22 protein-coding genes and 1 pseudogene are annotated in these 24,223 nt (G+C 71.8%); 8 read left to right on the top strand and 15 right to left on the bottom strand.

Features of this window, described 5'->3' with window-relative positions; all coding sequences use genetic code 11:
• Positions 1–863: 863 nt before the first annotated feature.
• The 3 genes and pseudogenes from ABZ154_RS29770 to ABZ154_RS29760 form a co-directional block, all read left to right on the top strand.
• Positions 864–965: pseudogene (locus tag ABZ154_RS29770) on the top strand (alpha-amylase family glycosyl hydrolase); the annotation flags it as partial.
• Positions 966–1,479: 514 nt separating this feature from the next.
• Positions 1,480–2,478 carry a TIGR03885 family FMN-dependent LLM class oxidoreductase gene (locus ABZ154_RS29765; protein WP_356837473.1) on the top strand — a complete coding sequence of 333 codons (999 nt, stop codon included), beginning with the start codon at positions 1,480–1,482 and terminating at the stop codon, positions 2,476–2,478.
• Positions 2,475–4,169: an alpha-amylase family protein gene (locus ABZ154_RS29760; protein WP_356837472.1), complete on the top strand. Its 1,695-nt coding sequence runs from the start codon at positions 2,475–2,477 to the stop codon at positions 4,167–4,169. The genes ABZ154_RS29765 and ABZ154_RS29760 overlap by 4 nt, the downstream gene beginning before the upstream one ends.
• Before the next feature lie 43 nt (positions 4,170–4,212).
• Here ABZ154_RS29760 and ABZ154_RS29755 read toward each other — a convergent pair whose 3' ends face one another.
• The 7 genes from ABZ154_RS29755 to ABZ154_RS29725 all read right to left on the bottom strand — a co-directional run bounded on the left by ABZ154_RS29755 (position 4,213) and on the right by ABZ154_RS29725 (position 10,999).
• Positions 4,213–4,989: a uracil-DNA glycosylase gene (locus ABZ154_RS29755; RefSeq protein ID WP_356837471.1), complete on the bottom strand. Its 777-nt coding sequence runs from the start codon at positions 4,987–4,989 to the stop codon at positions 4,213–4,215.
• 72 nt (positions 4,990–5,061) lie between these two features.
• Positions 5,062–5,658, bottom strand: a complete 597-nt coding sequence (locus ABZ154_RS29750) for a hypothetical protein (RefSeq protein ID WP_356837470.1) — start codon at positions 5,656–5,658, stop codon at positions 5,062–5,064.
• A 158-nt stretch (positions 5,659–5,816) separates the two neighbouring features.
• On the bottom strand, positions 5,817–6,983 hold the full coding sequence (locus tag ABZ154_RS29745) for an ROK family glucokinase (protein WP_356837469.1): 1,167 nt from the start codon (positions 6,981–6,983) through the stop codon (positions 5,817–5,819).
• A 134-nt stretch (positions 6,984–7,117) separates the two neighbouring features.
• On the bottom strand, positions 7,118–7,972 hold the full coding sequence (locus ABZ154_RS29740; protein WP_356837468.1) for an ATP-binding cassette domain-containing protein: 855 nt from the start codon (positions 7,970–7,972) through the stop codon (positions 7,118–7,120).
• Positions 7,969–9,024 carry an ABC transporter permease gene (locus ABZ154_RS29735; protein WP_356837467.1) on the bottom strand — a complete coding sequence of 352 codons (1,056 nt, stop codon included), beginning with the start codon at positions 9,022–9,024 and terminating at the stop codon, positions 7,969–7,971. The genes ABZ154_RS29740 and ABZ154_RS29735 overlap by 4 nt, the downstream gene beginning before the upstream one ends.
• Positions 9,021–10,001 carry a sugar ABC transporter substrate-binding protein gene (locus tag ABZ154_RS29730; protein WP_356837466.1) on the bottom strand — a complete coding sequence of 327 codons (981 nt, stop codon included), beginning with the start codon at positions 9,999–10,001 and terminating at the stop codon, positions 9,021–9,023. Before ABZ154_RS29730 ends, ABZ154_RS29735 begins: the two co-directional genes overlap by 4 nt.
• Positions 10,002–10,240: 239 nt before the next feature.
• Positions 10,241–10,999, bottom strand: coding sequence for a GntR family transcriptional regulator (locus ABZ154_RS29725; protein WP_356837465.1), 759 nt, complete (start codon positions 10,997–10,999; stop codon positions 10,241–10,243).
• 137 nt (positions 11,000–11,136) lie between these two features.
• On the opposite strand from ABZ154_RS29725, the gene ABZ154_RS29720 reads away from it, so the two are divergent.
• On the top strand, positions 11,137–12,150 hold the full coding sequence (locus tag ABZ154_RS29720; protein ID WP_356837464.1) for a Gfo/Idh/MocA family oxidoreductase: 1,014 nt from the start codon (positions 11,137–11,139) through the stop codon (positions 12,148–12,150).
• Between the two features lie 131 nt (positions 12,151–12,281).
• Here ABZ154_RS29720 and ABZ154_RS29715 read toward each other — a convergent pair whose 3' ends face one another.
• The 4 genes from ABZ154_RS29715 to ABZ154_RS29700 form a co-directional block, all read right to left on the bottom strand.
• A complete protein-coding gene (locus ABZ154_RS29715; protein WP_356837463.1) occupies positions 12,282–13,496 on the bottom strand; it encodes a cytochrome P450 in 1,215 nt (404 codons plus the stop codon).
• Between the two features lie 40 nt (positions 13,497–13,536).
• Positions 13,537–14,709: a cytochrome P450 gene (locus ABZ154_RS29710; RefSeq protein ID WP_356837462.1), complete on the bottom strand. Its 1,173-nt coding sequence runs from the start codon at positions 14,707–14,709 to the stop codon at positions 13,537–13,539.
• Between the two features lie 129 nt (positions 14,710–14,838).
• On the bottom strand, positions 14,839–15,597 hold the full coding sequence (locus tag ABZ154_RS29705; RefSeq protein ID WP_356837461.1) for a response regulator transcription factor: 759 nt from the start codon (positions 15,595–15,597) through the stop codon (positions 14,839–14,841).
• Between the two features lie 46 nt (positions 15,598–15,643).
• Complete coding sequence (locus ABZ154_RS29700; protein WP_356837460.1) at positions 15,644–16,864, bottom strand: histidine kinase; 1,221 nt, start codon at positions 16,862–16,864, stop codon at positions 15,644–15,646.
• 145 nt (positions 16,865–17,009) lie between these two features.
• Here ABZ154_RS29700 and ABZ154_RS29695 point away from each other — a divergent pair, with 145 nt between their 5' ends.
• Positions 17,010–17,213: a hypothetical protein gene (locus ABZ154_RS29695; protein WP_356837459.1), complete on the top strand. Its 204-nt coding sequence runs from the start codon at positions 17,010–17,012 to the stop codon at positions 17,211–17,213.
• Here ABZ154_RS29695 and ABZ154_RS29690 read toward each other — a convergent pair.
• The gene (locus tag ABZ154_RS29690; protein ID WP_356837458.1) at positions 17,203–18,150 is read right to left on the bottom strand and encodes a DMT family transporter; all 948 of its coding nucleotides are present in this window, start codon (positions 18,148–18,150) and stop codon (positions 17,203–17,205) included. The genes ABZ154_RS29695 and ABZ154_RS29690 overlap by 11 nt on opposite strands.
• Before the next feature lie 265 nt (positions 18,151–18,415).
• On the opposite strand from ABZ154_RS29690, the gene ABZ154_RS29685 reads away from it, so the two are divergent.
• Complete coding sequence (locus tag ABZ154_RS29685; protein WP_356837457.1) at positions 18,416–19,057, top strand: TetR/AcrR family transcriptional regulator; 642 nt, start codon at positions 18,416–18,418, stop codon at positions 19,055–19,057.
• Positions 19,058–19,305: 248 nt separating this feature from the next.
• Here the strand turns inward: ABZ154_RS29685 and ABZ154_RS29680 are convergent, their stop codons facing one another.
• Positions 19,306–19,452, bottom strand: a complete 147-nt coding sequence (locus tag ABZ154_RS29680) for a hypothetical protein (RefSeq protein ID WP_356837456.1) — start codon at positions 19,450–19,452, stop codon at positions 19,306–19,308.
• Positions 19,453–19,804: 352 nt separating this feature from the next.
• Between ABZ154_RS29680 and ABZ154_RS29675 the strand changes: the two genes are divergently transcribed.
• A complete protein-coding gene (locus ABZ154_RS29675; protein WP_356837455.1) occupies positions 19,805–20,560 on the top strand; it encodes an SDR family oxidoreductase in 756 nt (251 codons plus the stop codon).
• A 130-nt stretch (positions 20,561–20,690) separates the two neighbouring features.
• Positions 20,691–21,521 (top strand): aldo/keto reductase, encoded by an 831-nt coding sequence (locus ABZ154_RS29670; protein WP_356837454.1) that lies wholly within the window; start codon positions 20,691–20,693, stop codon positions 21,519–21,521.
• Between the two features lie 69 nt (positions 21,522–21,590).
• On the opposite strand, the gene alc is transcribed toward ABZ154_RS29670, so the two are convergent.
• The gene (gene alc / locus ABZ154_RS29665) at positions 21,591–22,712 is read right to left on the bottom strand and encodes an allantoicase (RefSeq protein ID WP_356837453.1); all 1,122 of its coding nucleotides are present in this window, start codon (positions 22,710–22,712) and stop codon (positions 21,591–21,593) included.
• A gap of 140 nt (positions 22,713–22,852) precedes the next feature.
• Positions 22,853–24,196 carry an allantoinase AllB gene (gene allB / locus ABZ154_RS29660; RefSeq protein WP_356837452.1) on the bottom strand — a complete coding sequence of 448 codons (1,344 nt, stop codon included), beginning with the start codon at positions 24,194–24,196 and terminating at the stop codon, positions 22,853–22,855.
• Positions 24,197–24,223: the final 27 nt, after the last annotated feature.

Raw genomic sequence — 24,223 nt, 5'->3', positions numbered from 1 at the left:
CCGCAACCGCAGATCCTCCTGCGCAGCCGGCGACAGACGCCTCATATCCCCACCCTCGATCACACCCGATCAACGAGCAGGCAACCCATCGGTTTGCCTCAATAAGCGCATCCCCTGCCCCGTAACGCGGAAGCCCTGCACGGCAGACCGCAGCGACCACGCGGCCCAGCGAAGCCTCTACCAACACCAACCTGAAAGCCCCCGCCAGCGCCCCGGCACCCATGCGCCCGACGGCCGACCCACGGCCAATTGCACTGACGAGCCCCCGCCGACAGAGGTCGGCGGTGGCTCGTCGTGTCTCCTGCCAGGGAGCGTTTTCTCTCACACACATCTCACCAACAGAGTCGACGCGCCTGGACAGAAAGGGCCTGACCTGGCCTTATACGGCTCACCTGGACCGACCAAGACCCCACAAGACACGATTCACAACCTGTGCCAGGTGGTACCCAGCGAGGGTCCGATGACCAGGACCGGAGCGTCATCCGGCCCGTCGAAGCGGTATTGCATGGTGTTCGGTGGTGTCTCACTCACCCGCTAGACCCTCTCATCTCTCACCGGTTCTCGCTGCGCCGGGCCGAACTCGACGGCTCACGTCCGGCGGCGGTCGCCTCACGTACCCGGGCATTTCCATGGCCGGCCGTCGCTACGAGCGCCGGGTCCGGGGAAGGGAACCCACGACGCGTGGAGTCCACGTCGGCAACCTCCAGAGGGCCGTCTCCAGCGCCTCCGAGGACATCACCCAGGCATCGGAAGCGCTCGACGACATCGACCGCGAGCTCAAGAACCTCGACGGCACGACGGACAACGCCGACCTCTCCAGGGCGGTCGACGACCTCCAGCCCTCCGACGTCGGGTGGAACAGCCTGTACTGGAGCAACCACGATCAGCCTCGGGTGGTCTCCCGGTTCGGCGACGACGGGCCCCGCCACCGGACGCGGTCCGCGAAGATGCTGTCCACCGTTCTCCACCTGCACCGGGGCACGCCGTACATCTATCAGGGCGAAGAGCTGGGCATGGCCAACGCGCCCCTGCGTACCATCGAGGATTCCCGGGACATCGAGTCCCTGAACCACTACCCACAGCAACTGCGTGCCGGAAGGGAGCCCGAGGACATCCTGCCCGGACTTCGGGCGATGGGCCGGGACAACGCCCGCACCCCCATGCAGTGGGACGCCTCGCCGCAGGCCGGCCTCACCACGGGCACACCCTGGCTGCCGGTCAACCCCGACCACACCGAGGTCAACGCCGCTGCCGCCAGAGCGGATCCCGGCTCCGTCCATCACCACTACCGGCGGCTGATCGCGCTGAGGCGCAGCGAACCGGCCGTCGTGCACGGCGACTTCACCATGCTTCTGCCGGACGACGAACGCATCTGCGCCTTCCGGCCGACTGGTACTCGCGCCGTGGGAGGCGCGGGTGCACCGGCAGACGCTCTGACCCCGCGCCGTTGTTCGCGGTGGCACCGGGTACCCGCACCCCATGACCGTCTACGGATTCCACGCTTCGCACGAACAGGTGCCTCCCGCCGAGCTGTTGGCCGCGGCCGTCCACGCGGAGAGCGCCGGCTTCACCGCCGTCATGTGCTCGGACCACTTCTCGCCCTGGAGCGTCCGTCAGGGCGAGTCCGGCTTCGCGTGGTCCTGGCTCGGCGCCGCGCTCCAAGCCACCGGCCAGGTCCCGTTCGGAGTGGTCAACGCGCCAGGGCAGCGGTACCACCCGGCGATCATCGCCCAGGCCATCGGCAGCCTCGCCGCCATGTACCCGGGCCGCTTCTGGGCGGCGCTGGGCAGCGGGGAGGCGTCCAACGAGCACATCACCGGCGCGCGCTGGCCGCGCAAGGACGTCCGCAACGCACGGCTGCGCGAGTGCGTCGACATCATCCGGGCGCTGCTGAACGGCGAGGAGGTGAGTCACGACGGGCTGGTGGTCGTGGACCGGGCCCGGCTGTGGACCCGGCCCGGGAGCGTGCCGCCGCTGGTGGGCGCTGCCTGCAGTGAGGCCACCGCCCGCTGGTGCGCACCGTGGGCCGACGGCCTGATCACCGTCAACGCGCCGTACGAGAAGCTGCGCCGGATCGTGGACGCGTACCGCTCCGCCGGCGGCGCCGGGCGGCTGCACCTCCAGGTCCACCTCAGCTGGGACCGCGACCTGGAGACCGCCCGCGCCGTCGCCCACGACCAGTGGCGCACCAACGTCCACGGCCCGCCGGTGAGTTGGGACCTGGACTCCGCCGAGCTGTTCGACAGCGTCAGTGAGCACGTCACGCCCGAGCAGGTCGCCGGGTCCGTCAACATCTCGGCGGACCTCGGCCGGCACGCGGCGTGGCTCCAGGAGTACGCCGACCTCGGCTTCGACGCGGTCATGCTGCACCACGTCGGCCGGGAACAGAGCGCCTTCATCGACGCGTTCGGCGCCGAGGTGCTGCCCCGGCTCGATGTGACCCGCCCCGATCCCTACCTCGCGGAGAGTGCCCGATGAGGCTGACCCGTACCTCCGACCTGTGGTGGAAGAACGCCGTCGTGTACTGCCTGGACGTCGAGACGTACCAGGACGGCGACGGCGACGGGACCGGCGATTTCGCCGGCCTGACCCAGCGGATCGACCACCTGGTGCGCCTGGGCGTCACCTGTGTGTGGCTGATGCCCTTCTATCCGACCCGGGAGCGCGACGACGGCTACGACATCACCGACTTCTACGGCGTCGACCCGCGCCTGGGCACACTGGGTGATTTCACGGAGTTCGTGCGGACCGCCCGCGACCGGGGTATCCGGGTCATCGCCGACCTGGTGGTCAACCACACCTCCGACCACCACCCGTGGTTCCAGGACGCCCGCTCAAGCCGCACGTCCGCCCACCGTGACTGGTACGTCTGGGTCGACACCCCTCCCGAGGACGGCCCTGAGGGCGTGGTCTTCCCCGACGCCGAGGACAGTGTGTGGGAGCTGGACGAGACCACCGGCCAGTACTACCTGCACCGCTTCTTCAAGCAGCAGCCCGACCTCAATGTCGCCAACCCCGCGGTACGCGACGAGATAGCCCGCATCATGGGTTTCTGGACGCAGCTGGGGCTGTCCGGCTTCCGCGTCGACGCGGTTCCGTTCCTGCTGGAGACCGACGGCCAGGCGGATGCGGACCAACTGCCCGACCCGCACGAGTACCTCGCCGACCTGCGGGCCTTCCTCGGGCGCCGCAACGGTGAAGCGGTGCTGCTGGGCGAGGTCAACCTGCCCTATCCCGAAACCGCCACGTTCTTCGGCGAGCCGGAGTCCGGCCGGGGCGACGAGCTGACCATGTGCTTCGACTTCATCGGCATGCAGCGGATGTACCTGTCGATGGCCCGGGGCGAGGCGGGACCGCTGGCCGCCGCCCTGCGGGAGCGCCCCGGCGCTCCCCGCGACGCGCACTGGGCGACCTTCGTCCGCAACCACGACGAGCTGACGCTGGACAAGCTCGACGACGGCGAGCGCGCCGAGGTCTTCGCGGCCTTCGGCCCGGACGAGGACATGCAGCTCTACGGCCGTGGCCTGCGTCGCAGGCTGCCGCCGATGGTGGCGGGCGACCGGCGCAGGGTCGAGCTGGCCTACAGCCTGCTCTTCACCCTGCCGGGCACCCCCGTGCTCTTCTACGGCGAGGAGATCGGGATGGGTGAGAACCTCACCGCCGAGGGCCGGCAGGCCGTACGTACCCCGATGCAGTGGACCGCCGACAAGGGGGGCGGCTTCTCCACCGCGGACGCCGACGCTCTGCCCAACCCGGTCGTGGAGGGCGCGTTCGGACCGAAGCGGGTCAATGTGCACGACCAGGCACACGACTCGGATGCACTCCTGGGGCGGATGCGGACACTGATCGAGAGGTACCGCGAGGCACCCGAACTGGCCTGGGGCACGTACGAGGTGCTCGACTCCGACGACCCCGGCGTACTGGCGCACATCAGCTCGCTGCCGGAAGGGGCGGTGCTGGCGGTGCACAACTTCTCCGACCGGGCGGTCACCGCGGCCACGACGGTCCCCCGGCTGAAAGGCGGCCGCCTGCTCACCGACGTCTTCACGGGCGACACGGTGAAGTCGGCGGCCGGGGGTCTCGTCCGCACCGAGCTGGAGCCGTACGGCTATCGCTGGCTGCGGGTGAACGCCCCCCTGGGCGACCCGGAACGCGCGACCGATGTGTGAGGGACAGCGGGGCTGATGTCCGGGCTCGTGGGGCGATGGCGGCTCACGTGGCGATCTGGGCGATGGCTGCGGCCTCACGCAACACGTCGACCAGCATGGGCATGGTCAGGCGCCCGGTGAACGTGTTGCGCTGGCTGGGATGGTAACTGCCGAGCAGGTGGAGCTCCTGTCGGCTCCCGGTGGCGGGCAGGACGACCCGGGTGCCGTGCCCGAAGGCGGGACGCGGACGGGGCATCTCCCATCCCGCCTGCGCGAGAGCCGGCAGGAGCGCCTGCCAGCCGAAGCCGCCGAGGACGACGACCGAGCGCAGTCGCGGACTGAGCAGGTTCAGCTCGCCCGCGAGCCAGGGCCGGCAGGTGTCGCGTTCCCCGGGCGTCGGCCGGTTCTCCGGGGGCGCGCAGTGCACGGGCGAGGTCAGCCGCACGCCGCGCAGGCGGAGCCCGTCCCCGGCGTGGACGGAGGACGGCTGCGAAGCGAGGCCCAGCGCGTGCAGCGCGGCGAAGAGGAAGTCGCCCGTCGCGTCCCCCGTGAACATCCGCCCGGTCCTGTTACCACCGTGGGCGGCGGGTGCCAGCCCCACCACGGCCACCTTCGCGTCCGCCGGGCCGAAGCCGGGCACCGGACGTGCCCAGTACTCCTGGTCCCGGAAGGCGGCGCGCCTGACCTCGCCGACCTCCTCCCGCCAGGTCACGAGCCGCGGACAGGCCCGGCAGTGCGTGACCAGGGCGTCGAGCTCGGCGAGCCCGGTGCACGAGGCCGCGAGGCGGGCCGGGAACCCCGGGTCGTCGGCCGCCGGTACCGGGTCCGCCGTCTCATCCATGCCCGTCACGCTACTGCCGCGGCCGTCGAGGCGCCGTCTTACGGCTGACGGGGAGGCACGGCCCGGCATGACTCAGGGGGTCGCCGCGGAAACGACATAGACGACAGGACTGGCCGGGTCGGTCATATTGACCGTGATGGTCTGGGTGGGGCGCGGCTTCTTGTTGGTGTGGGTGACGCTCGCCCAGTTCTCGTTCGGGCTGAAGTACCAACCGGTGATGTCGATGTCCCGGGCACTGATGTTGACCACCCCGGGCTCCAGGGCCGCGCGGCCGGTGCCGACGCCGGTCAGGAAGCGGTCGAGACCGGCGGAGGTCGTCCGGAACTTCGCGTACATCCGGCTGGCTTTCCAGTTGTTCGTCTCGTAGTACTGGACCCCGATCCCGTTGCCCGGGATCGGGATCTCGAAGATCCGGCGCTGCATCTTGGAGGGCCAGCCCTCGCGGAGGCCCTGGGCGGCTGCCTCGGCCTCCTTGTCCTTGCCCGAGCGGCGGCTCTGGCCCGCGGACACGAGGAGGTAGCCCGCCGGGATGCCGATCAGCAGCACGATGATCGTGGCGGTGATGAACCGCCGCTTGAACACCCGTCGGCGGCCCTCGGGCGGCTTGCTCTCGCCATCGCCCGGTGACTCGGACTGGGGCGGCACCACGGAGTGGTCGGCTGCGATCATGATCAGGAGGTCCCTCGTGCTGCGGAGCGGAGTACGTCAGGCGCGGAGGCCGGTCGGGTACGGGGTCGGGTACGGGTACGGGTCCAAGGTCGCGTACGGAGCCGGGTGCGGGTCCGAAGTCGCGTACGGAGCTGAGACGCCGCACAGGCCGTCGCGGTTCAGTCGACCGTGCGGGTCGAACGGGTGTTGCGGATGGTGCTCGCCGCCTGGTCGTAGATCTGCGCGTACCGCTCGTACCGCTCGACGCGGCGCCGGTTGGCCCGGCGGAAGCGGCGGGCCACCAGCCGGGCGAGGTCCGCAGCGCCGACCATACCCGCCTCGGGTCCCAGCTGCGCCTTGGCGATCCGGGCCTCGGGCCGGTAGCCGCGGCCGGTGAGGTGGCGCTTGAAGGCGTCCCGGGCGGGGCCGATCAGGAGGTCGTCGGCGGCGCTCACGCCGCCTCCGATGACGAAGCAGGACGGGTCGAGTGCGGCGGCCAGGTTGGCGATGCCGACGCCGAGCCACTGGCCGATGTCCTGGAGGAGCTCGATGCACATGGCATCACCCTCGCGGGCCAGTTCGGTGATGAGCGGGCCGGTGATGTCGGGGATGTTGCCCTTCACCCGGTCCAGCAGGAAGTGCGCGACCGGGGAGTCGGCGGCGGCCAGCTCCCTGGCCTCGCGCACCAGGGCGTTTCCGGAGCTGTACTGCTCCCAGCAGCCTCGGTTGCCGCAGGGGCAGCGGTGGCCCGAGGGCACGACCTGCATGTGGCCGAACTCACCGGCCACGCCGTACTTGCCGCGCTTGACCTGGCCGTCCTCCAGGATCGCGCCACCGATCCCCGTGCCGAGCGTGATCATGACGAGGTGGTCCTCGCCGCGCCCGGCGCCGAAGCGCCACTCCGCCCAGGCGGCGGTGTTGGCGTCGTTGTCGACCATGACGGGGACGACGAGACGGGAGGCGATCGCGTCGCGCAGGGGTTCGTCGCGCCAGGCGAGGTGCGGGGCGAACAGGACCTTGGAGCGGTCGGCGTCCACCCAGCCCGCCGCGCCGATGCCGACCGCGTGGACGTCGTGCCGGTCGGAGAGGTCCAGGACCAGTTCGACGATGGTGTCCTCGACGACCTTGGGGCTCTTGGACTTGTCGGGCGTCTCGGTGCGCAGCTGTTCCAGGATGTTGCCGTCGGCGTCGACGACGCCCGCCATCACTTTCGTACCGCCGATGTCGATCCCGACCGTGGGGACGCGGGGGGCGGTGAGGTGCGAGCGGCGTTCCTTGGTGCCGACGGTCTTGAGGACGGTGGCGCGGGCGGAGCCGCGGTCTGCGAAGTCGCGGTACGTGCTCATCGTCCCTGCGGGGTCTGGGGGGCCGGTCGCCTCTCGCGCCCGGCGGCGGACGGCGCCCGCCGCGCCCGATTCTGCCACTGCCGGGCCCCGGCGACCGCTGGGTGGGGGGCGGCCGCGCCGGGGCGGGTCGCCGGTCAGGGGGTGTCGTCGGTCGCGGCGGGGCCGCCCGGGAGGGTGGGGGCCGGGGTGCGTTCCAGCTCGTGGCTGAGCTCCTCCAGCTCGCTGCCGCCCGCCATCTGACGTGTCAGTTCGTCCAGCGTGACGTCGTCCTTGGTGTGGCTGCCGGACATCGCCCCGCGCTTGAGGAGGATGAACCGGTCGCCGACGAGGTGGGCGTGGTGCGGGTTGTGCGTGATGAGGACCACGCCGAGGCCTGCGTCGCGGGCGGCCGCCACGTACTTGAGCACCACACCGGACTGCTTGACGCCGAGGGCGGCGGTCGGCTCGTCCAGGACGAGGACCTTGGCGCCGAAGTAGACGGCGCGGGCGATCGCCACGCACTGGCGCTCACCGCCGGAGAGCGTGCCGATGGGCTGGTCCACGTCCCGCAGGTCGATGCCCATGCGGAGGAGTTCCGTGCGGGTCGTCTCGCGCATCGTGCGGACGTCGAGGCGCTTGAAGGGGCCGAAGCCGATGGTGGGTTCGGAGCCGAGGAAGAAGTTCCGCCAGACCGGCATCAGCGGGACGACGGCGAGGTCCTGGTAGACCGTGGCGATGCCCCGGTCCAGGGCGTCGCGCGGGTTGGCGAGGGTGGTCTCCTCGCCGTCGATCAGGAAGCGGCCGCCGTCGTGCCGGTGCAGCCCCGCGATGATCTTGATGAGGGTGGACTTGCCGGCGCCGTTGTCACCGAGGACGCAGGTGATCTCGCCCGCGTGGACCTCCAGCGAGACGTGTTCCAGGGCTTTGATGTTGCCGTAGAACTTCGATACGTCGTCCAGCTCGACCAGGGGGCCGACGGTCTTCCCGGAAGGGTCAGAAGTGGCCGTCATGACGTCGCCTCCGCGCGCTTGCGCACCCACGCGTTGAGCAGGGTGGCCAGGAGCAGCATCGCTCCCAGGAAGAATTTGAACCAGTCCGGGTTCCACTCGGCGTACACGATGCCCTTGCTGGTCATGCCGAAGATGAAGGCACCGACCGCCGAGCCGATCGCGGAGCCGTAGCCGCCGGTGATCAGGCAACCGCCGATGACGGCCGCGATGATGTACGTCAGCTCGTTGCCGACGCCCTCGCCGGACTGGACGACGTCGTAGCTGAACAGCAGGTGCTGTCCCGAGATCCAGGCGGCGAAGGCGACGCCCAGGTAGAGCCCGATCTTGGTACGGATGACGGGGACGCCGACCGCGCGGGCGGCATCCGCCTCACCGCCGACCGCGAAGATCCAGTTGCCGAAGCGGGTACGGAGCAGGATCCAGGTGGCGAGCGCGACGAGCGCCACCCACCACAGGATCGTCACCTTGAACTCGACGCCGCCGAGGGTGAGCGTCGAGGCGAACAGGGCCCGGGCGGACTCGAAGCCCTCCATGTCGCCGATGGCCTTGGTGGAGACCGTGCCGCTGATCAGCTTGGTGAAGCCGAGGTTCAGGCCGGTGAGCATCAGGAACGTACCGAGCGTGATGATGAAGCTCGGCAGTCCGGTGCGGGTCAGCATGAACCCGTTGAACGCCCCGATGGCGAGCGTGACCAGCAACGACACGAAGACGCCGACCCAGACGTTGGCGGTCATCTGGTAGCTGAACATCGAGGAGATCAGCGCGGAGCTGGTCACCAGGACACCGGCGGAGAGGTCGAACTCCCCGCCGATCATCAGCAGCGCGACCGGGGCGGCCATGATGCCGAGGACGGAGGCCGCGTACAGCACGGTCCCGAAGCTGGTGGCCTGGAGGAAGCTGTCCGCGACGAGCGCGAAGAAAAAGAAGACGGCTGCCGCACCGACGACCGAGCCGAGCTCGGGGCGGCCGAGCAGCTTGCGCAGCGGCGAGGTGCGTACGAGGCGCTCGTCCACCTCCGCCGGCTTCTCGGGGGCGGCGGCGGAGCCGCTCATCGGGTGCCCCGCTTGGTGTAGTCGGCCAGGGCGTCGGCGTCGTCCTTGGTGATGATCTGCGGGCCGGTCAGGACGGGCAGGCCGCCGCCGAGGACGTTGCGGTTGGAGCGGTAGAGCCAGAGCAGGTCGACGGCCTCGTACCCCTGGAGGTAGGGCTGCTGGTCGACGGCGAAGCCGAGCTTGTCGGTCTGGAGACCGGTGGCGACCTTGGCGTTGAGGTCGAAGGTGTCGATCTCGGCCTTGCTGCCCGCCGTCCGCTTGGCCTGGACGGCGGCGTCGGCGAAGGGGGCGCCGAGGGTGACGACCGCGTCGATGCTCTTGTCGGACTGGAGCTTGGCCTCGATGGACGCCGTGACGTCGGGCATGTTGGTGCCGTCGACGTACAGGTTCTGCAGCGTGCCGTCGAAGGTCTTCTTCGCCCCGGCGCAGCGCTGCTCGTGGCCCACGTTGCCCTGCTCGTGCAGGACGCAGAGGACCTTCTTGCGGTCCCGCTCGTTCAGCTCGTCGCCGACGGCCTCACCGGCGATCGACTCGTCCTGGCCGATGTGGGCCAGGGCGCCGAACTCCTTGGACTCGGCGGAGCCGGAGTTCACCGTGACGACCGGGATGCCCGCCTTGACGGCCTTGGCGATCACGGCCTTCATGGCGTCGGGCTTGGCCAGCGAGACGATGAGCCCGTCGACCTTCTTGTCGATCGCGGTCTGGACGAGCTGGGCCTGCTGGTTGGCCTCGTCGTTGTGCGAGTAGAGGAAGTTGATGTTGTCCTTGACGGCCGCCTGCTCGGCGCCCTTCTGGACGATGTCCCAGAAGGTGTCGCCGTCGCCCGAGTGGGTGACCATGGCGAAGGTCCAGCGGGGCGTGTTCACCGCGGCCCGGCCTTCGGCGGCCTCGGCCGCGCGCTCTTCCGCCCGCTTGCCGCCGGTGCTGCTGCATCCCGCGAGGGAGGCGCCCAGCACCACTGCCAGCACGGCGCCCACCGCGCGTACCCCTGTCCGAACCCTTGCCACGACGCCGTGCCCTTCTACTGCTGCTCGCTGTGCGCTTGACGGGGCCGGGGAGTTTGCGGTCCCGGCCCGGCTGCCCAAGTATCCCCGAGCCGTGCCCGCCCTTGCCCGGGGGGCGCTTTCCTGCCCGTCCCGTGCCCAGGATCCTCTGCCCGCGGGCGCACCGGCGCAAGGGTGCCGTCCTCAGACGCCGAACGGGCTGGGGTGGTCGCTCAGGTGCGTACCAGCAGCTGGAACTCGAACGCGTAGCGCGAAGCCCGGTAGACGTGGGAGCCGAACTCGACCGCGCGGCCCGTGTCGTCGTACGTCGTGCGCTCCATGGTGAGCAGCGGCGCGCCCGGTTCCTCGTCCAGGGCGCGGGCCTCCCCCGCGGTGGCAGCGCGGGCGCCGACTGACTGGCGGGCGCTGTGCAGGGTGATGCCCGAGGCCCGCATCATCCGGTAGAGCCCGGTGGACTCCAGCTCCCGCGCCGTGAGGGCGAGCAGGCCCGGAGGGAGGTGGTTGCGCAGGAGGGCCATCGGCTCGTCGTGGGCGTAGCGCAGCCGCTCGACGAGGTGGACCTCGGTGCCCTCGACGACCCCGAGGGCGGCGGCGATCTCGGCGGTGGCCGGTTCCGTGGTGGTGCGCAGGACCTTGGTGGCGGGGCGCTGGCCGGCCGCCTCCAGGTCCTCGTAGAGCGAGCTGAGCTCCAGCGGGCGGCGGACCTGGCTGTGCACGACCTGGGTGCCGACGCCCCGGCGGCGGACCATCAGCCCCTTGTCGACGAGCGACTGGATGGCCTGGCGGACGGTGGGGCGGGAGAGGCCGAGGCGGGCGGCGAGGTCGATCTCGTTGCCGAGCAGGGCGCCGGGGGCCAGCCGGCCCTGTTCGACGGCGGCCTCCAGTTGCTGCGCAAGCTGGAAGTAGAGCGGCACCGGGCTGGTGCGGTCCACGCTCAGTGGCAGCGGCTGATCGGCTCCTTGTGCGGTCACGGGGCGAGCCTAGTTCGATTGTCCGGACAAAGCCATGGCGGGCGTGGGGCCGGGTGAGCGCCCGGCCGATACGTGCGGCCGCCATTTGTCAGGACAAATGCTTGACATGACGACCCGGCCGACGTCACCTTGGGGCCATGCGCATCGGACTCATCGGAACGGGACGTATCGGCACTTTCCATGCGGAGGTGCTGAGCCGTCACCCCGCTGTGGAGTCCCTGCTGGTGGCGGACGCGGATCCGGAGCGGGCCGCCTTGGCGGCCACCCGGACCGGAGCCTCGGCCGTCGCGGTGGACGCGTTGTTCACCGGCGAGGGCCCCGGCCTCCCCGACGCGCTGGTGATCTGCTCGGCGACCGCGGCCCACGCCCCGCTCATCGCCCGCGCCGCGCGGGCCGGGCTGCCCGCGTTCTGCGAGAAGCCGATCGCCCTGGACCTGCCCCGCACCCTCGGCGCCCTCGCGGAGGTCGAGGCGGCGGGCAGCATTCTGCAGCTGGGCTTCATGCGCCGCTTCGACGCCGGGTACGCCGAGGCGAGGGCGGTGGTCCGGGAGGGGAGGCTCGGGCGGCTCCATACCGTACGGGCGGTCACCTCCGACCCCGCTCCCCCGCCCGCCGACTACCTCCCGCTCTCCGGCGGGCTCTACCGGGACTGCCTGGTCCATGACTTCGACATCCTGCGGTGGGTGACGGGCCGCGAGGTGAGCGAGGTGTACGCCACCGGGTCGGATGCGGGGCCCGCGATGTTCCGCGAGGCGGGTGACGTGGACACGGCCGCCGCCCTGCTCACCCTGGACGACGGCACGCTGGCCACCGCCACCGCCACCCGCTGCAACGGCGCCGGGTACGACGTCCGCATGGAGCTGGCCGGGGAACTGGACCAGATCGCCGTCGGCCTGGACGGCCGTACGCCGCTGACCTCGGCCGAGCCGGAGGGGCCGGGCGCGCCGCCGAAGCCGTGGCCCGGGTTCCTGGAGCGGTTCGCCCCGGCGTACGAGGCGGAGCTGGACGCCTTCCTCCGGGTCGCCCGGGGTGAGCTGGCCAATCCGTGCGACGGGCGGGAGGCCCTGCACGCGCTGCGGATCGCCGAGGCCTGCGAGATCTCCCGCCGCGAGCGCCGCCCGGTGGTGATGGAGGAGATCCCGGGCGGGTGAGGCCGGGCCCGGACGGGCGAGAACGGGGCCCGGGCGGGCGAGAACAGGGCTGGCGGGTGAGAACGGGGTCCGTGCGGGCGAGACGGGGGCCGGCGGGTGAGCCGCCCCCGTCGGCACCGGCCGCCGCCTCCCTACCAGCCCACCGGCAGGCTCAACGGTCCCCGCATCAGGATGCCGGTGCGCCAGTCGAGGGTCGCCGGGTCGGCGGTGAGCCGCAGCTCCGGGCAGCGCTCCAGCAGGGACCGGATGGCGACCCGGGCCTCGATCCGGGCCAGCGGTGCGCCCAGGCAGTAGTGGATGCCGTGCCCGAAGGCGATATGGCCCCGGGCGTCCCGGGTGATGTCGAAGCGGGCCGCGTCGGGATAGCGGGCGGGGTCCCGGTTGGCGTCCGACATCGCGACGAGGACCAGTTCGCCGCCGCCGGGGATCACCGTGCCGTCGATGTCGATCGGTGCGGTCGTGAAGCGGTACGTGGGCGTCTCGACGGGGCCCTCGAAGCGCAGGATCTCCTCCACCGCGTTGTCGATCAGTCGTAAGTCCGCCCGGAGGGCAGCGAGTTGCTCCGGATGGGCCAGGAGTTTGTGCACGCCGTTGGTGATGAGGTTGACGGTGGTCTCATGACCGGCGACGAGCAGCAGCCAGGCCATGCCCATCAGTTCGTCGGCGGAGAGCCGGTCGCCGTCCTCGTCGGCGGTGTGGACAAGCGCGCTCATCAGATCCTCGCCCGGACGCGCCCGCTTGTCCTGGAGCAGCCCGGTCAGGTAAGCGGCCATCGCCTGGGTGGACGAGTCGCGTTTCGAGGCGTCGACCGAGGAGACCGCCTGGTTCGACCACTCGCGGAAGGCCGTCCGGTCCAGGAACGGCACACCGAGCAGCTCGCAGATGACGTTCATCGGCAGCGGGTAGGAGAGCGCCTCGACCAGATCGGCCCGCCGGTCCGGCGCCGCGAGCATCCCGTCCAGCAGCTCGTCGGTCATCTCCTGGATGCGCGGGGCTAGTTGCTCCATCCGGCGCGGGGTGAACTCCCGGGCGACGAGTTTGCGCAGCCGGGTGTGGTCGGGGGTGTCGCTGCTGAGCATCGAGGTGCCCGCGGAGACCTTGGTGACCCCGAGTGCGGGCGAGGCCCTGGCCCACTGCTTGGAGAGCCGCTGGTCGGCGAGGAGCGCCCGCCCGGCCTCGTACCCGACGACGAGCCAGGCGTGGGTGCCCTCGGGGATGCGGACCCGGTGGACCGGGCCCTTGGCCCGTAACGCCGCGTAGACGGGGTAGGGGTCGCGGGTGAACTCCTCGCCGAGTGCGGCGAGATCGACCAGCTCATCGGTTTCCGGGGTCGCTTCGGTGGTCAAGGCGTGCCCCTTCTCGGAGAGTTGTGCGGGGACAGCGGCCTCACCAGCGCACCGGCAGCCGCCGCACCCCGCGCATCAGCAGGCCGGGCAGCCAGTCCGGCTCGCCGCCCGCCGGGTCGCGGGCGAGGTCCGGGCAGCGCTCCAGCAGGGCCCCGATCGCGATGCGCGCCTCCATGCGGGCGAGCGGGGCGCCCAGGCAGAAGTGCGCCCCGTGGCCGAAGGCCAGGTGTCCCTGGGGCGGGCGGCGGATGTCGAAGGTGTCCGGGTCCTCGAACCGCTCGGGGTCCCGGCCGCCCGAGGCGAGGGCGACGAGCACCACCTCGCCGCGCGGGATCACGGTGGAGCCGACCGTGACGTCCTCCCGGGTGAAGCGGAAGGTGGCGGTCTCCACCGGGCCGTCGTACCGCAGCATCTCCTCCACCGCCCCGTCGAGCAGTCCGGGATCGGCGCGCAGCAGGGCGAGTTGGTCCGGGTGGTCGAGGAGGGCCCGCACCCCGTTGGAGATCAGGTTGACGGTGGTCTCATGCCCGGCGACGAGCAACAGGAAGGCCATGCCGACCAGTTCGTCACCGGAGAGCCCGTCGCCGCCCTCGTCGCGGCTCCTGATCAGCGCGCTCAGCAGGTCATCGCCCGGCGAACCGCGCTTGTCGTCGATCAGTTGGACGAGGTAGGCGCCCATCGCGCCGACCAGGTCGGTCTCCCGCTGGGCCGGGGTGGGGGAGACGACGCCGTTGGAGAGCGTACGGAAGGTGTCCCGGTCGATGTCGGGGACGCCGAGCAGCTCGCAGATGACGGTCATCGGGAGAGGGAAGGCCAGCGCGTCGACCAGGTCGGCGGAGCCTGCAGGGACCATCGCGTCGAGGAGCTCCGTGGTGATCTCGGTGACGCGCGGCCGCAGCGCCTCGATCCGGCGGGCGGTGAACTCACGGACGACCAGCCTGCGCAGCCGGGTGTGGTGCGGGGCGTCCAGCTCCAGCATGTTGGCGCTGATCGCGTGCGGCTGGGCGGTCCAGCGCTCGGTGGTCCGCCAGTCCTTGCCGAACCGCTGGTCGGCGAGGACCGAGCGGGCCTCGTCGTATCCGACGACCAGGTGCATGCGCTCGATGTGCTCGGTGCGCACGGTGTGCACCGGCCCCTCTGCACGGAGCTTCGCGTAGTACGGGTAGGGGTTCGCCGTGAAATCCGGCAGATCCCCCAGATCGAGCACAGTCATCGTGGTCAGCCCCCTCTTCCGGTCCGGGCCACTCAGCGTAGGGCCGGCCCGATCTGCTGGGTGTAAGCCGGTCCGGCCACGCGGGTCGCAGGCCGGTCCGGCCACGCGACGAAAGCCGGTCCCCTTCGCTCAGCGTAGGCCGTCACTCTCATCGTCGTCCGGGTCGAGCAGTCCGGCATCGTGGACCAACAGGGCGATCTGGACCCGGTTGTTCAGGTCGAGTCTGGCGAGAATCCGCGAGACCTGGGTCTTCACGGTGGCGACACTGAGGTACAGCTCGCCCGCGATCTCGGCGTTGGAGTGTCCACGTCCGACTGCTACCGCCACCTCCTTCTCCCGCTCCGTCAGTTCCGCGAACCGCCTGCGGGCGCGCTCGGTCCGGCTGGTGCGGTCGACCCGCGCACCGCCGGCGGCCCGGGCCATGAGCTGCCGGGTGACGGCGGGCGAGAGCACCGGGTCCCCGGCGGCCACCCGGCGGACGGAGTCCACGATCCGGGCGGGCGGGGTGTCTTTCAGGACGAATCCCGCAGCCCCGGCGCGGATGGCCCGCAGGACCTGTTCGTCGGCGTGGAAGGTGGTGAGGACGACGACTTCGGGCGCGCCGGGACGGCGGCGCAGCTCCTCGGTCGCGGTGAGCCCGTCCATGCCGGGCATCCGGATGTCCATCAGGACGACGTCGGGGCCCAGCCGTTCGACCAGAGCGGCGACCTCGCTGCCGTCCGCGCCCTCCCCCACGATGTCGATGTCGTCGGCCCCGCCGAGCATCAGGGCGAGTCCGGCCCGCACGAGCGGGTCGTCGTCGACGATGAGCAGCCGGACGGGCGGGGGCGCGGAAGAGGCCGGGGACGCGGAGGACGCCGGAGGGGGCGGGGACGCCGGGGTGTTCATGACAGCCACCGTAGCCAGCCGGTCCCGGGCGGCCGGCATCCCCGCCTCACGCGGCGGGCCAGGGCAGCCGGGCGCGGACGACGAAGCCGCCGTCCGCCGTGGGGCCGTGCTCCAGCCGGCCCCCGGCGAGCGTGGCGCGCTCGGTGAGGCCGATGAGGCCCTGGCCGGAGCCGGGTACCCGCTCGAAGGGTTCGGTGGGGGCCGGGTTGGCCACCTCGATGGTGAGCCCGTCCCCCGGGCCGCCGGTCACGTTGACGGTGACCTCCGTACCGGGTGCGTGTTTACGGGCGTTGGTCAGGCACTCCTGGGCGATGCGGTACACCGTGCGGCCGGTGGCGGCGGGGGCGTCCGCCGGGGCGCCGACGCGCTGGTCGACGGTGACCTTCATTCCCGCCGCGCGGGACTGCTCGATCAGCCCGTCCAGGGTGGCGAGGGTGGGCTGGGGCCGCTCGCCCTCGCCGGTGTCCCCGGGGCCGCGCAGCACGCCGATGATCTCCCGTAGGTCCTGGAGCGCCTCGTGGGCGCTGTCCCGGATGACTCCGGCGGCCCGGGCGATCTCGGCGGTGGGGGCGTCGGGCCGGAATTCCAGGGCCCCGGCGTGGACGCTGAGCAGGGTGAGCCGGTGGGCGAGGACGTCGTGCATCTCGCGGGCGATGGCCTCGCGGGCCAGCCGCTGGGCCTGTTCGGCGCGGAGTTCCGCCTCGGCCTCGGCGCGGCGGGCCCGTTCGCGGAGGGTGAGGACGAGCTGGCGCCGGGAACGTACGACCATTCCCCAGCTGAGCACCAGCAGGATCAGCAGGACGCCGATGACGGCCGAGGCGACGAAACCGGTCTCCGGGTCGGGGCGCAGCCAGGGCTGAAGGGGCGCCACGATCAGCGCGCCCGCGCCGACGATCGCCACCGGCTTGAAGGGGCGGTGGACGGCCAGGCTGAACAGGGCGACCATCAGGGCGCCGCCCGCGACGGGCTCCACGATGGACAGGATGGTCAGGGCAGCGGCGAGCCCGACGGGCCAGCGCCGCCGGACCCAGAGGGCGCAGCAGGCGGCGGCGCCGATCACCGAGTCGACGACGAGCACGGCGTCCGGGGTCGACCCCTCGGTCTCGATCGCGGCGAGGGCGATGAGGGCGATGCCCGCCGCGATGAGGAAGGCCGTGATGTCGACGACCCAGTCGCGTACGGTCCGCCGCGCCCGGGCCCGGTCGCCGGGCAGCTCGGCGCCGGCCATCGCCGAGGGGAGCAGCCAGGGGTACTCGGTGCGCGTCATATCGGCAAAGTTACGCAGCCGGGCGTCCGGGACGGGTCCTGTGCGGCCAGGGAGCGACCGAAGTCGCGGGACCCGCTACTTTCGGCGCGGCGGTCGGGTCCTGTGGCCGACGCGGCGGGCACGGGTCGGCCACGAAGCTCGGCGTATGAAGAAATTCGTCGAGGCGGTCGGGTTCATCATCTTGCTGCAGGGCCTGGGAGGGCTGGTCTACGAGTGGACGGGATGGCTGCGGCTGTGGACGTTGGCCCAGCACATCGACTACTTCGGTGACCGCGCGTTGTTCGTCAGCATCGTGCTGATCGTGACGGGCTTCGCGATCATGATCGCGCCGGACGCGGTCAAGAAGTAGGGCCCGCTCCTCGGTCCGCTCCTTCCGCACTGCGGCGCCCCCACGCGGTACCCGCCAGGACGAGGACGGCTCCGGCCACCCCCAGGGCGCCGAGCCGTTCGCCGCCGAGGCTGATGCCGACGGCGGCGGCCCACAGCGGTTCCGTACCGAGCAGCAGGCTGACCCGGGACGGCGAGGTGCGGCGTACCGACCACATCTGCACGAAGAACGCGAACAGCGTGCAGAACACGGAGAGGAAGATCAGCCCCGCCCACTCCCGGAAACCGAAGTCCGCCGCCACGCTCCACGGCGAGGCGCCCGTCCCCGGGAGGGCGGCGAGGACGACGAAGACGGCGACCGCGCTGCCGAGTTGGACCGTGGTCAGGGAGAGCGAGTCGGCCGACCGGACCGCCTTCAGACGCGCCATGGCCAGGACGTGGACCGTACGGGCGAGGGCGGCGAGGAGCATCAGCAGGTCACCGGCCGAGGGGCTGGTGAACCCGCCGCCCTGGGTCAGGAGGATCACTCCGGCGACGGAGAGCCCGGCCGCCGCGACGAAGGAGGCCGGGGGCCGGACCCGGGTCACGACGGCTTCGGCGAGCGGCGTGAAGACCATGGTGAGGCTGATGATCAGCCCGGCGTTGGTGGCCGAGGTGTGGACGACCCCGTACGTCTCCAGCAGGAAGATCCCGCTCAGCACCAGGCCCAGCAGTCCGGCTGCCCGCCACTGCCCCCCGGTCAGCGCCCGCAGCTTGCGCCACCCGGTGGCCACCAGGACGGGCAGCACGATCGCGAAGCGCAGGACGAGGACGGCGATGACGGTGTGGGTGGTGGTGATGCCCTTGGCGGCGAGGTAGCTGGCGCCCCAGACGACGGCGACCGCCAGGACCGGCAGGTCGGTGAGCCAGGCTCTGCGGGGCGGTGCGAGGGCGGGGGCGGGCGCGACGGCAGCGGACACCTGGTGCTCCTGGTTCTCCACAAGGGACGGATGGTGGAGACCTCACCGGCTCACACGCGGAAACGATCACGCTACTCGCCGGGCGTGGCGGAAAGGAACACCTGTCTCACGGACCGGATCCCGCCCGGTCATCCGCCGGTATCACCCGTGGTCAGGGGCGGACGCGCCGGTGAACGGGGACCCGGGCCGGGCGGCGGTGGTCCGGGGGCGCCTCCGGCCCTCCCTAGACTGACGCCTCGATAACTCTGAGGTACGGAGTGGTCACATGGCGGCAGTGCGGCTGGACGGGCGGATCGAGCGGGGCAACCAGACGCGGCAGCTGATCCTGGGGCGTGCGGTGCAGATCGCTTCGGTGGAAGGCCTGGAAGGCCTTTCCCTGGGGCGGCTGGCGGCCGAACTGAAGCTGAGCAAGAGCGGTGTGTTCGCCCTGTTCGGTTCGAAGGAGGAGCTGCAGCTCGCCACGGTGCGCGCCGCGGTCGCGGTCTATGTCGACCATGTGCTGCGCCCGGCCCGCTCGGTCCCGCCGGGGATCGGCCGGGTCTGGCGGATGTGCGAGGCGTGGATCGCGTACTCCCGGGAGCGGGTCTTCCGGGGCGGCTGCTTCTTCTACGCGGCCACCGCCGAGTTCGACGCCCGCGGCGGCAAGGTGCACGACGCCCTGGCCGCCGCGCAGACCGGCTGGGTCACCTTCGTGGAGGAGACGATCGAGGAGGCGCGGGCGGCGGGCGAGCTGGCCGGGGACACCGACGTACGGCAGCTGGCCTTCGAGGTGATCGCCTTCCTGGAGCTGGCCAACGCGGAGTCGGTGCTGCAGAACAACAGCCTCGGGTACGGCAAGGCCGCGCGGGCGATCCTGGCACGGCTGCGGGCGGCGGCGACGGAGGGCGCGACGCTGCCGACGCCCTGAGCTAAAACCCCAGTTCGAGCCTCCCCCTCTGACAGCCCAAGAACCGCTGATTCCCCAGCTCGGAGCGCGAGTTCGCTTCTCGTCACCCGCGCCGGCTTGGAACCTCGGGTCGGAGAGCCGGGCCTTCAAGCTGTGTGAAGTGCCGCGGCCCTCCATGGGGCCGGTTCGTTTCCTACCACTCGGCCAAGAGCCTCCGGCGTCGAGACGGTGCCAGGCCAGCAGCACAGGGGAACACCACCAGGACCGGCTCATCTCAGAGCCGGCCCTGGTGGTGTCTCGATGTACTCGAAGGCTCGGAGCGATGCCTCGATTCCGAGGCTTCCCGCAGTGATGGCTCCTCGTAGGACGTGGGCGATCTCCTCGGACTTGAGGTCGATGCCGTCGAGCTCCTCCATGGTCAGCGGAATCTCTTCCAGCGCGTATTCACCGGGGCCTTCGGCGCTGACTCGAGACCGTCGCGGTCGTCGAAGGACCAGGTCGCGATGCGGGCGAGGCAGAAGTGCTGCCGCTTCTCGTCGGACTCCCTCGTGTGGAGAAGGCGCACGATGTCGGCCTCTCCCGCGATCTCCTCGTTACGGGGCTCCGATCTGCCGGTGCGCCGAGAGGGCTGACGGGGATGGGGCGGGCGGCAGCCGGTGCGCTGAAGGGTGCGCGTCCGATTCCCGCCGGTGTCCGGGCCTCCGGGCGACTTTGCTGGTTCCTGTCGCCGGATCCGGCGACGCTCGGCCGAAGGCAAGGAAGCTCACCATGTCCAGCACCACCATCACCGCCTCCGCACCCCGGGCCGCCCTGGTCACCGGAGCCAGCCGCGGCATCGGCGCAGCCATCGCCCTGCGGCTCGCCGAGGCGGGGGCGGACGTCGCCATCACCTACGTACGGGACGAGGAGGCGGCCCGCGCGGTCGTGGCGAAGGTCGAGGGGGCGGGCCGGCGCGCGGTCGCCCTGCGCTGCGACGCGGCGGACGCCGGGGCCGCCGCCGAGGCGGTGCACCGTGCGGCGGAGGCGCTCGGCCGGCTCGATGTACTGGTCAACAACGCGGGCATCGGCGTCCTCGGTCCGATAGCGGCCCTGCCGGACGCCGAGGTCGAGCGGGTCCTGGCGGTGAACGTGCGGGCGGTCTTCCTCGCCTGCCGGGCGGCGGCGGACCGGCTGGCCGACGGCGGGCGCATCATCTCGGTCGGCACCGCGCTGAGCCGGTATGCGGGCGGGCCCGGATCGACGCTCTACGCGATGAGCAAGTCCGCCCTCGCCGGGCTGACCAAGCCGCTCGCCCGGGAGCTGGGGCCGCGCGGCATCACGGTGAACCTGGTCCAGCCAGGCCCGGTGGACACCGATCTCAACCCGGCCGGCGGGCCGTTCGCCGAGGGCCAGCGGGCGGCCACGGCGCTGGGCCGGTTCGGTACGGCGGACGAGGTGGCGTCCCTGGTGACGTACCTCGCGAGCGCGGACGCGGGCTTCATCACCGGTACGGAGGTCGTGGTGGACGGCGGCCACGCGGCCTGAGCCCGTCCCCGGCCGTCCGTGACCGCGATGCCGTCGAGCTGCCCCGCCCCCGCCGCCCGCCTACGCTGGCCGGGGCGGGGCAGGACGTGACATGACGCGACATGGGGCTACGGAAAGGTCAGGACGGACCATGGGCGAGGTACCGGTTCACACGCTCAACGACTCCACCACCCTCCCGGCGGTGGGCCTCGGCACCTATCCGCTGGACGACGCGGAGGCGGAGGAGGCCGTCGCGGGAGCCCTGGAACTCGGTTACCGGCTCGTCGACACGGCCCTGAACTACGGCAACGAGACCGGCACCGGCCGGGGCATCGCCCGCAGCGGCGTCCCCCGCGAGGAGATCCGCCTGACGACGAAGGTGCCGGGGAGGCATCAGGGGTACGCGCAGACGCTGGCCTCGTTCGAGGAGTCGCGGGCCCGGCTGGGCGTCGAGTACGTCGATCTGTATCTGATCCACTGGCCGCTGCCTCATGTCGGCAAGTACGTCGAGACGTGGAAGGCGATGATCAGGCTCCGCGCGGACGGTCTCGTCCGCTCCATCGGCGTCTCCAACTTCACCGCCGCCCATCTGGAGCGGCTGGAGCGGGAGACGGGCGTGCTGCCGTCGGTGAACCAGATCGAGATGCACCCGCTGCTCCCGCAGGAGGAGTTGCGGGCGGTGCACGCGGCGAAGGGCGTCGTCACGGAGGCTTGGAGCCCCCTGGCCCGGGGCCGCGAGGTGCTGGAGGACCCCTCCACCGTGGCGATCGCCGAGGACCACGGGGTGACGCCGGGGCAGGTGGTGCTGCGGTGGCACACGCAGGTCGGCGCGGTGCCGATCCCGAAGTCGGCGGATCCGGGGCGGCAGCGGGAGAACCTGGACCTGTTCGGGTTCGAACTGACGGCGCAGGAGCTGACCACGCTCGCGTCGGGGCGGCAGCGGCGGTTCGGCGGGGACCCGGATACGCACCAGGAGTTCTGAGGGGCGGTGGACAGGCCGGTGTGCCCACCACGACCCCCCTGAGATCGCGGTGGGCACACCGGCCTGAGGTCAGCCGCCCAGCTCCCGGTGACGGGCCGCCAACGCGTCGGCGCCGCCCTCGGTGAGGGACCCGTACAGCCTCAGCCGGGAGATCCCGCCGTCCGGGAAGATGTCGATCCGTACGTGGGTGGCGAGCACCGGGCCGTCCAGCACGAAGCGGTGGTTGGTGTCGGGCTGGAGCCGGGTCCGGGGCAAAACCTCCGCCCAGTCGCCGTCCTCGCCCTCCCGGACCGAAAGAGCGGCCCAGCCAGCCGAGTTGCCCTTGAGATAGGCCGTGTCGATCTCGACGGCCCGGATCTCGGACGGGGCGGCGAGGCGGTAGCGGATCCAGTCGTTCCCCCGGTCGCGGCGGCGGCGGGTCTCCCAGCCGTCGTCCATCTTGCGCGAGCGGCCGGGCTGGATGGTGTTGGTGGCCGGGGAGTAGAAGCGGTCGGAGGCGTCCTCGACCTGGCCGCCGTTCTCCAGGGCGGCCAGGTCGAACGTACCCAGCGCGGTGAGCCACGCGGGGTCCGGGGCGACCTCTCCGTACACGCGCAGCCGGGCGATCCCGCCGTCCGGGTGCTGGTTGATCCGCAGGTGGGTGAAGCGCTGCTCGGCGTCGACGGCGAACCCGTTGGCCGCGTGGCCCCCGACCGGTGTGCGCGGAACGACCATCGTCCACTTCACGTCGGGGGCCAGGAGGTCCTCGGGTGACGGGGAGCCGGGGAGCGAGACGGCCTCCACGGAGACGGCCTGGGGGTAGTTGCCCCGGAAGTGGGCGGTGTCCAGGACGATGCCCCGGATGACGCCGGGGGCGCCGAGGCGGACAAGGGCCCAGTCGTGGTCGTCAGGGGTGGGGTGCGGTGCGGCGGCGCTGACGCCACGGCGGCGGCGGGTCTCCCAGCCGTCCATGACCTTGCCCTTGTGGCCGAAGTGCTCCGGGTCGAAGACGGCGGGCCCGGGCTTCAGCAGGTTCTCGCGCTCGGCGAAGAACTCGTCGTTGGCGGCGATGACCCCGGCGCCGAGACGGCGGTCGGCCAGGTCGACGAGGTGGGTGAAGGGGAAGTCGGCGGTGCGGTGGTCGGCGTAGGGGTCACCGCCCGCGTACGGGCGGGCGTCACCGGTGAAGCGGGGTATCTCGGCGTCCGTCATGGTCAGTGGGTCCTTTCGGGGCAGGGCCGGTGGCCTAGCCCGGGCGGGCGGCCGCTGGACGCGGTCAGTGGTCTCGTCCGGGCGGGCGGCCGATTGACGTGGTCAGTGGTCTCGCTCGGGCGGGCGGCCGCCGGGCACGGTCAGTGGTCGCGTTCGAGGAGGCGGCCGGTGGGCTCGGCGAGCACGCCGTCGGAGGAGATGCGGACCCCGCGCAGCCAGCTGGAGCGGACCACGCCGTGCAGGGTATTTCCGGCGTAGGCGGTGACCTGGTTGCGGTGGAAGAGCTCGGCGGGGTCGACGGTGAAGGTCGTCTCGGGGGCGAGGACCGCGAAGTCGGCGTCGCGGCCGGCCTCGATGGCACCCTTGCGGCTCAGCCCGGCCAGCTCGGCCGGAGCGGCGGACATCCAGCGGGCGACGTCGTCCAGAGAGTGGCCGCGCCTGCGGGCCTCGGTCCAGATGGCGGGCAGGCCGAGCTGGAGGGAGGAGATGCCGCCCCAGGCTGAGGCGAAGTCCGGGGTCTTGAGGTCGGTGGTGCAGGGCGAGTGGTCGGAGACGATGCAGTCGATCGTGCCGTCGGCGAGCCCGGCCCACAGGGCGTCCTGGTTGGCGGCCTCGCGGATCGGCGGGCAGCACTTGAACTCGGTTGCCCCGTCCGGGACTTCCTCGGCGGTGAGGGTGAGGAAGTGCGGACAGGACTCGACGGTGACGCGGACGCCCTCACGCTTGGCGGCGGCGATCAGCGGCAGGGCGTCGCTGGAGGAGAGGTGCAGCACGTGGACCCGGGCGTTCAACCGCCTGGCGTGCGCGATGAGCCCCTCGATCGCGGTGTTCTCGGCGTCGCGCGGACGGGAGGCGAGGAAGTCGGCGTAGGCGGGGCCGGGGCGCTGGGGGGCCTCGGCGAGGTGGTGCGGGTCCTCGGCGTGGACGATGAGCAGCCCGCCGAATCCGGCGATCTCCGCCAGGGAGCGGGCCAGCTGTTCCTGGTCCAGCTCGGGGAACTCCTCCACCCCGGAGGGCGAGAGGAAGCACTTGAAGCCGAAGACCCCGGCCTCGTACAGCGGGCGCAGGTCCTTCACGTTGGAGGGGAGCGCACCGCCCCAGAAGCCCGTGTCGACGTGCGCCTTGGGGGCCGCGACCTGCTGCTTGATCCGCAGGTTCTCGACGGTGGTGGTCGGCGGGAGGGAGTTGAGCGGCATGTCCAGGAGCGTGGTGATGCCGCCGGCCGCCGCAGCGCGGGTGGCGGTCCAGAAGCCCTCCCACTCGGTGCGGCCGGGGTCGTTGACATGGACGTGGGTGTCGACCAGACCGGGGAGCAGGACGTCGTCGCCGAAGTCCTCCAGGCGGGCGCCCGGCGGCACATCGGCGTCGTACGGCAGGACCGCGTCGATGGTGCCGCCCGCGACGGCGACCGTCGCCGGGCGGGTTCCCTCGGGGGTGACGACGCGCGTCGAGCGCAGTACCAGGTTCACGTCCGGACCGGACACCCGTGCCTCCTTCACTCCAGGAATTCA

Origin of the sequence: Streptomyces sp. NPDC006261, from assembly GCF_040613515.1 — a bacterium.
Classification (GTDB): domain Bacteria; phylum Actinomycetota; class Actinomycetes; order Streptomycetales; family Streptomycetaceae; genus Streptomyces.
This window is presented reverse-complemented; position numbering and strand designations above follow the sequence as displayed.

Excerpts from the sequence above, each read along its gene's own strand:
- ABZ154_RS29765 (WP_356837473.1), top strand. The coding sequence starts at position 1,480 with ATGACCGTCTACGGATTCCACGCTTCGCACGAACAGGTGCCTCCCGCC.
- ABZ154_RS29760 (WP_356837472.1), top strand. The coding sequence starts at position 2,475 with ATGAGGCTGACCCGTACCTCCGACCTGTGGTGGAAGAACGCCGTCGTG.
- ABZ154_RS29755 (WP_356837471.1), bottom strand. The coding sequence starts at position 4,989 with ATGGATGAGACGGCGGACCCGGTACCGGCGGCCGACGACCCGGGGTTC.
- ABZ154_RS29750 (WP_356837470.1), bottom strand. The coding sequence starts at position 5,658 with ATGATCGCAGCCGACCACTCCGTGGTGCCGCCCCAGTCCGAGTCACCG.
- ABZ154_RS29745 (WP_356837469.1), bottom strand. The coding sequence starts at position 6,983 with ATGAGCACGTACCGCGACTTCGCAGACCGCGGCTCCGCCCGCGCCACC.
- ABZ154_RS29740 (WP_356837468.1), bottom strand. The coding sequence starts at position 7,972 with ATGACGGCCACTTCTGACCCTTCCGGGAAGACCGTCGGCCCCCTGGTC.
- ABZ154_RS29735 (WP_356837467.1), bottom strand. The coding sequence starts at position 9,024 with ATGAGCGGCTCCGCCGCCGCCCCCGAGAAGCCGGCGGAGGTGGACGAG.
- ABZ154_RS29720 (WP_356837464.1), top strand. The coding sequence starts at position 11,137 with ATGCGCATCGGACTCATCGGAACGGGACGTATCGGCACTTTCCATGCG.
- ABZ154_RS29710 (WP_356837462.1), bottom strand. The coding sequence starts at position 14,709 with ATGACTGTGCTCGATCTGGGGGATCTGCCGGATTTCACGGCGAACCCC.
- ABZ154_RS29705 (WP_356837461.1), bottom strand. The coding sequence starts at position 15,597 with ATGAACACCCCGGCGTCCCCGCCCCCTCCGGCGTCCTCCGCGTCCCCG.
- ABZ154_RS29700 (WP_356837460.1), bottom strand. The coding sequence starts at position 16,864 with ATGACGCGCACCGAGTACCCCTGGCTGCTCCCCTCGGCGATGGCCGGC.
- ABZ154_RS29695 (WP_356837459.1), top strand. The coding sequence starts at position 17,010 with ATGAAGAAATTCGTCGAGGCGGTCGGGTTCATCATCTTGCTGCAGGGC.
- ABZ154_RS29685 (WP_356837457.1), top strand. The coding sequence starts at position 18,416 with ATGGCGGCAGTGCGGCTGGACGGGCGGATCGAGCGGGGCAACCAGACG.
- ABZ154_RS29680 (WP_356837456.1), bottom strand. The coding sequence starts at position 19,452 with ATGGAGGAGCTCGACGGCATCGACCTCAAGTCCGAGGAGATCGCCCAC.
- ABZ154_RS29675 (WP_356837455.1), top strand. The coding sequence starts at position 19,805 with ATGTCCAGCACCACCATCACCGCCTCCGCACCCCGGGCCGCCCTGGTC.
- ABZ154_RS29670 (WP_356837454.1), top strand. The coding sequence starts at position 20,691 with ATGGGCGAGGTACCGGTTCACACGCTCAACGACTCCACCACCCTCCCG.
- alc (WP_356837453.1), bottom strand. The coding sequence starts at position 22,712 with ATGACGGACGCCGAGATACCCCGCTTCACCGGTGACGCCCGCCCGTAC.